Source organism: Mycobacterium sp., assembly GCF_035640695.1.
In the GTDB taxonomy this organism is placed as follows: Bacteria; Actinomycetota; Actinomycetes; order Mycobacteriales; family Mycobacteriaceae; genus Mycobacterium.
This window is the reverse complement of the sequence record NZ_DASQVQ010000009.1, coordinates 1-5277: the sequence shown is the minus strand read 5'-3', so window position 1 is coordinate 5277 and position 5277 is coordinate 1. Positions and strand designations below refer to the sequence as shown.

General features: G+C 67.6%; 6 protein-coding genes. All 6 read right to left on the bottom strand.

Going from position 1 to position 5277, the window contains the following annotated elements:
• Positions 1-350, bottom strand: a 350-nt coding sequence (locus VE759_RS01635; RefSeq protein ID WP_324927595.1) for an LLM class flavin-dependent oxidoreductase, incomplete at its 3' end; no start/stop codon positions are given.
• 13 nt (positions 351-363) lie between these two features.
• The gene (locus VE759_RS01630) at positions 364-1389 is read right to left on the bottom strand and encodes an ABC transporter substrate-binding protein (protein ID WP_324927593.1); all 1026 of its coding nucleotides are present in this window, start codon (positions 1387-1389) and stop codon (positions 364-366) included.
• A 41-nt stretch (positions 1390-1430) separates the two neighbouring features.
• The gene (locus tag VE759_RS01625; protein ID WP_324927592.1) at positions 1431-2171 is read right to left on the bottom strand and encodes an ABC transporter ATP-binding protein; all 741 of its coding nucleotides are present in this window, start codon (positions 2169-2171) and stop codon (positions 1431-1433) included.
• A complete protein-coding gene (locus VE759_RS01620) occupies positions 2168-2986 on the bottom strand; it encodes an ABC transporter permease (protein ID WP_414687808.1) in 819 nt (272 codons plus the stop codon). Before VE759_RS01620 ends, VE759_RS01625 begins: the two co-directional genes overlap by 4 nt.
• A gap of 68 nt (positions 2987-3054) precedes the next feature.
• Entirely contained in the window at positions 3055-3741 is a 687-nt protein-coding gene (locus VE759_RS01615; RefSeq protein ID WP_324927591.1) for a hypothetical protein, read from the bottom strand.
• 90 nt (positions 3742-3831) lie between these two features.
• Positions 3832-5031, bottom strand: coding sequence for an alpha/beta fold hydrolase (locus VE759_RS01610; protein ID WP_324927596.1), 1200 nt, complete (start codon positions 5029-5031; stop codon positions 3832-3834).
• Positions 5032-5277 lie beyond the last annotated feature (246 nt).

Genomic DNA, 5277 nt, shown 5'->3' with positions numbered 1-5277 from the left:
ACATTCAGCAGCACTCGGCCCTGGGAAAACCGCTGCAGCGTGGCGGTCTGCTGAGCGGCCAGCGTGGGCGGAACCAGCCCGGGCCGGAACGCGACAAGGAACTTCAACCGCTCGGTTTCGGCCAGCAACGCCGCGGCCGTCAACCACGCGTCCTCGCACCAGGTTCCGGTCGGCGTCAGCACGCCCTCATAGCCGAGTCGATCGGCGGCGCGCGCCACCTCGGCGAGGTACCGGCGGCTCGGTTCGCGATAGCCCTGAGGCACCGTGTGGTGTGACGACGCATGCGATGCGCCGACGATCGAACGGCTGTCGCCGTTGGTCGGCAAGAACCAGAAGTATTTCGCCGGCATGTCGCTCCTATCCTTAATTCCGGTCTGCGAGGTTGGGACGCAGCGCTGCGTTGTATCTGCGGTCGACCCAGCCGGTGAACTGCGGCGACGACCGAATTTGACCGGACGCCGCGAACAGGTCTGCAAGCCGTTGCTCGGACGCGACCACGTCGTCGTTGAGCTCGGTAGGCAGCCTCAGGCTGCGGCCCTGAGAAACGGCCGCGGCCTGCGGGTCGAGACCGACTGCCGCCGCGTATTTTGCGGCCCATTCCTGCGGGTGCGACTGCGCCCACTGGGTCGCACGCTCGAACCGGATCAATAGGTCGCCCAGCGCGGTGTTGCGCTTCGGGTCGGCAAGCGCTGCGTCGGACGCGATGCCGAACCAGTAACCATTGGTCACACCCTTGGCCTGTGCGATGCTTCGCACCGCAAGCTGGCGCTCGGCTTGGGCGGTGTAGGGATCCCAGATCGCCCATGCGTCGGCCTGCCGCTGCGTGAATGCCGACAGCGCGTCGGCGGGCTGCAGGAAGACCAGCTTGACGTCCGACGGTTGGAGCCCGGCCTTCTGAAGCTGGCCGAGCACGTTGCCATGGGCGGAACTGCCCTTCCCGACCGCGATCGTCTTGCCTCCCAAGTCGGCCACCGACCTGATCGGCGAATCGGCCTGCACCAGAATCTGGTCCCCGGTGCCGCCGCCGTTGTATGCGGCCACGACCTTCACCTTCGCGTTGCTGGCCGCGCCGAACAGGGGCGGTGTGTTGCCGGTGATCGCGAAGTCGATCTTGCCGGCGGTCGCCGCCTCCACCTGTGGCGGTCCGGACGTGAACGTCGAGAACGCAACCTGGTACGGCAGATGGTCCAGTGCTCCGGCCGCCCGCAGGATCGACTCCGTGCCGCCCTTCTGGTCGCCGACTTGCAGCGTCAGCCCGGCCAACTCCGGTAGCGGCACGGTACTCGGCACCGGCCCGGCGCCCGAACTGTCTTGCCGCGAAACGCATCCCGTCAGCAGCAGACCAACCGCTGCGATCAACGCGACCAAATCCCGCCAAGTTCGTGGCATGACTGTCCCTGTCTGTCGTGGTTGTCGGTTGTGGGTCTTGGCTAGATCCGCACGCCGAGGCGGTCGAGCAGCTCCGCGCGATGGTGCTCGGTGTGACCGCTCGGGTCACGCGGAGACCGGCGCGGGTCGGTGATCGCCAGTGTGTGCACGAGGCGTCCGTCTTCAAGCACCAGGACACGATCGGCCAGCGCGACTGCCTCGTCGACGTCGTGAGTCACCAGGAGCACGCCGAACCGGTGTTCGCGCCACAGATCAACCAGCAGCGCATGCATCGCGAGCCGAGTCAGCGCATCCAGCGCTCCGAACGGTTCGTCGAGCAGAAGCAACGTGGGCTCGCCCACCAACGCGCGAGCCAGCGAAACCCGCTGCGCCTGCCCACCCGACAGGGTCAACGGCCACGCGTCGGCACGATCGGCAAGCCCGACGTCGGCCAGCGCGCGGTCGACGCGGGCACGCACCTGCGCAACCGAGAGTCGGCTGCGGGTCAGGCCATAGCAGACGTTGGTCCTGACATCGCGCCACGGGAACAGCCGCGGCTCCTGAAACGCCAGCGCCGGCGCGCCGACGACGGCCCGGTCGCCGGTGTGGTCGCTGGACAGTCCAGCCAACACCCGCAGTATCGTTGACTTGCCCGAGCCGCTCCGCCCGACGAGCGCAACGATTTCGCCGTGGCTGATCCGAAGCGACACGTCGGCGAGAACATGATGTGTGCCGTACCACTTGTCGACGTGGCGCAGTTCCCCGGCAATCCCGGTCCGAAGCTCGGGAGATGTCACCGTCATGTGCGGTACCTCAACGCGCGTCGCTCCAATACGCGGACGACCGCGTCGGTGACGATGCCCAGCAGTGCGTAGACGATGAGCCCGAAGATGATGATGTCAATGCGGAGGAAGTCACGGGCGTTGTTAATCAGGAAGCCGATTCCCTTGTCGGCATTGATCTGTTCGGCCACGATCAACGTCAGCCACGCGATCGCCAACGACTGCCGCGCGCCGACCAGCACCTGCGGCGCCGCGCTCGGCACGATGATCCGAGTGATTCGCTGCCAAAACGAAAAGCCAAGCACCTGAGCGGTTTCGAACAGTTTCGGGTCGACCTGGCGAATCGCGGAGAAGGTGTTCAGGTAGAGCGGAAAGCTCACCCCCAGCGCGACGAGCAGTACCTTTGGCAGCTCACCGATGCCAAACCAGACGATGAACAGCGGAATCAGACCCAGGTGCGGCAGCGCGCGGATCATCTGCATCGGCGGGTCGACGGTCGACTCGAACCAGCGAGACAGACCGACGGCCGTGCCGAGCGCGATACCGATGACCCCGCCGAGCACCAGTCCCTCGATCACTCGCACACCCGAGACCTGCAATGCATCGGCGAGCTGGCCGTTGCGCAGCAGCTCCACGCCGGCCTCGCCGATCAGCGACGGCGCCGGCAGCACACCTTGGGGTATCAGCCCGACCGCACTGCCCAGCTGCCACACCGACAGCAGCACCAATGGAGAAGCGACGCGCAGGATTTCCCATTTGCGGCGAGCCCACAAGCCCGGCGCACCGGCCCCGGGCGCGGCGTTGCCCGGGACGGCTCGTTCGGTTGTGGCGGTCACGATGCCGTGACGCTAAGTCGCCATCGCCTCAGCGGGTAAGGGTTTTGTTCCGCCTGAGGCAATCTCGGTCAGAACCGAGTGTTCCCGTCGACCACGATCGCGACCACCGGGGTGCCGTTGATCGTCGACTGCCACGTGCCCCACTGCAGCGGCGGCGCCGGCGACAGCTGGCGGGCGATCCGACGTTCCCGCACCCTTTCCTTGAAATCGGATTGCTGCGCGTTGATCTGGTCGATCACCTCGCGGTCACGTTTTGAGTTGGCGCTCAACACACCGGTGATGCTGTGATCGGCGCGAACCACCCACGACGCGCGCGCGTCGCCGGCCGCGGCGGTGTACATCCCGGCCGGAGCGGGAACGGATGCCGCCGCGAAGTCGTAGTTCGCGTCGTTGAAAGTCAGCTTTCCGTCGACCTTGCCGCCGTCGAACGACGCCCTGAGGTGGTCCTGGAACTTGCCGGTCAAATCCAGCGAGCCGTCCTTTTGACTGCCGAAAAACCAGGCCTCGTCGGTGGTGCCGTCGCAGGCGTAGGCGGCGACGTCGTTGCCGGCCACGGAGACACCGATCGTCACGGTCTTGCCGTCCTTGCCTGCCACGTCGGCGATGTAGCGCGCCGCCTGCGGAAACGGTGCCGCGGAGGTGGGCGCAGTCCCGCTGGGCTTGGCGGGCTCGTTGCCAGCCGAGCATGCGGTCAGGGCACCCAGCGCGATCACCGCGCTGGCACCGATGGTCAGGACGCGGGTGTGGTTTCTCATGCCGCCAAGCATGATCGCCGAACCACCCGGATGCATGAAGTTCCTGTGGAGATCGGCTGGAGATCCCGCGCCGGGGCCGGGCGAACCTGGTCAGCGGGCCAAAAACCCGCTGATCTCCTCCCGCAACACATGCCACGCCGGTTCGGTGGCCGTCAGCAGATGGTTGGGGCTGTCGAGTACCACCAGCCGCGAGTCGGGAATCAGCGCGGCCAGCTCCTCGCCGCACTGCATCGGCACCCGATGGTCGTCGCGGGAATGCATGATCAACGTCGGGCATCGCACCTCGCGTGCCTCGTCGCGCACGTCGATGCGGCCGAATTCCTCGAGGAACCGCACCGCGTTCTCGGCCGAGGTGGTGTGCCGCTGCAGCTGGTCGAAGGCCGCCCAGTCGGCACGGGTGCCTTCGGGCAGGAATTGCGCGGCGAACACCTGACGAAACGCCGGGTCGTCGCGGCCCCACCCGACTCGGGCCAGATCGATGTCCAGCGACGCGGCGCGCTGCTCGTCACCGCCGGAGGCCCGCACCGCCCGGCCGCGCGCATACGCGCCGCACAGCACCATCCGCTCGACCCGGTCGGGATGTCTTGCGGCGTAGGCCACCGCGACCGCACCGCCCTGCGACACGCCCAGCAGCGAGAAGGTTTCCAGGCCCAACGCCTCGACCACCGACTCCAGGTCGGCAACCCAGTCGCCGAATGTGAAATCCGTTGCACCCCAATCTGATAGCCCACAGCCGCGTTCGTCGTAACGGACCAGCGTGTGGTCAACGGACAGGTCGGTCACCCAGTGCCGCCACACCGGGCTTTCGATGTCGTAGCCGATGTGGGTCATCCAATTGGCCGCCCGCACCAACGGCGGGCCCTCCCCGACTGCCGCGTACGCCAGCCGCACCCCGTCCGCGGACCGGCAGAACGCGATGTGCTGCTTCGGCCCCGGGGGCGGGGCTTCCGCGGGCGGCGGCTGTGTCGGTGCGCCCAAGGCGCCGACGAACTGGTAGCCGCGGCCACGCACGGTCCGGATGTAGCGCTGCGACTCACCGTCGTCGCCGAGCGCTCGGCGTGCTGCCTTGATCCGGCTGGTCAGCGCCGCCTCGCCGACGAACCTCCCGCCCCAGACCGAGTCGAACAGCTCATTCTTGGTGACCACCCGCTGATGGTTGCCGATCAGTTGCGCCATCACGTCGAACACCTGCGGTTCGATCCGGATCACTTCTCCGTCGCGGCGCAACTCGAACCGCTGGGTGTCGAACTCGAACTCGTCAAACTGCCACACCGGCGGTGACGACGGCAAGGACACGGTCAATCGTAGGTCAACGACGCCGCGGTACCCCGGCTTGCCCCCGCCATGCGTCCCCCCGCCGCGGCACGCAACCCGCCGGCGGCTCAGCGCCAGCCCTCGGCGGCCTTGGCGGCCCGCATCAGCGCGTCACACAGGTCGCGCAGTTCGCCGGCGTCGGCGCCCTCGTCGACGGCCGTGGCAACGTCTTCGGCGGCGCAACGGAGCTGGTAGACGCGGTCTGACAGCTCGGCGGCCGCG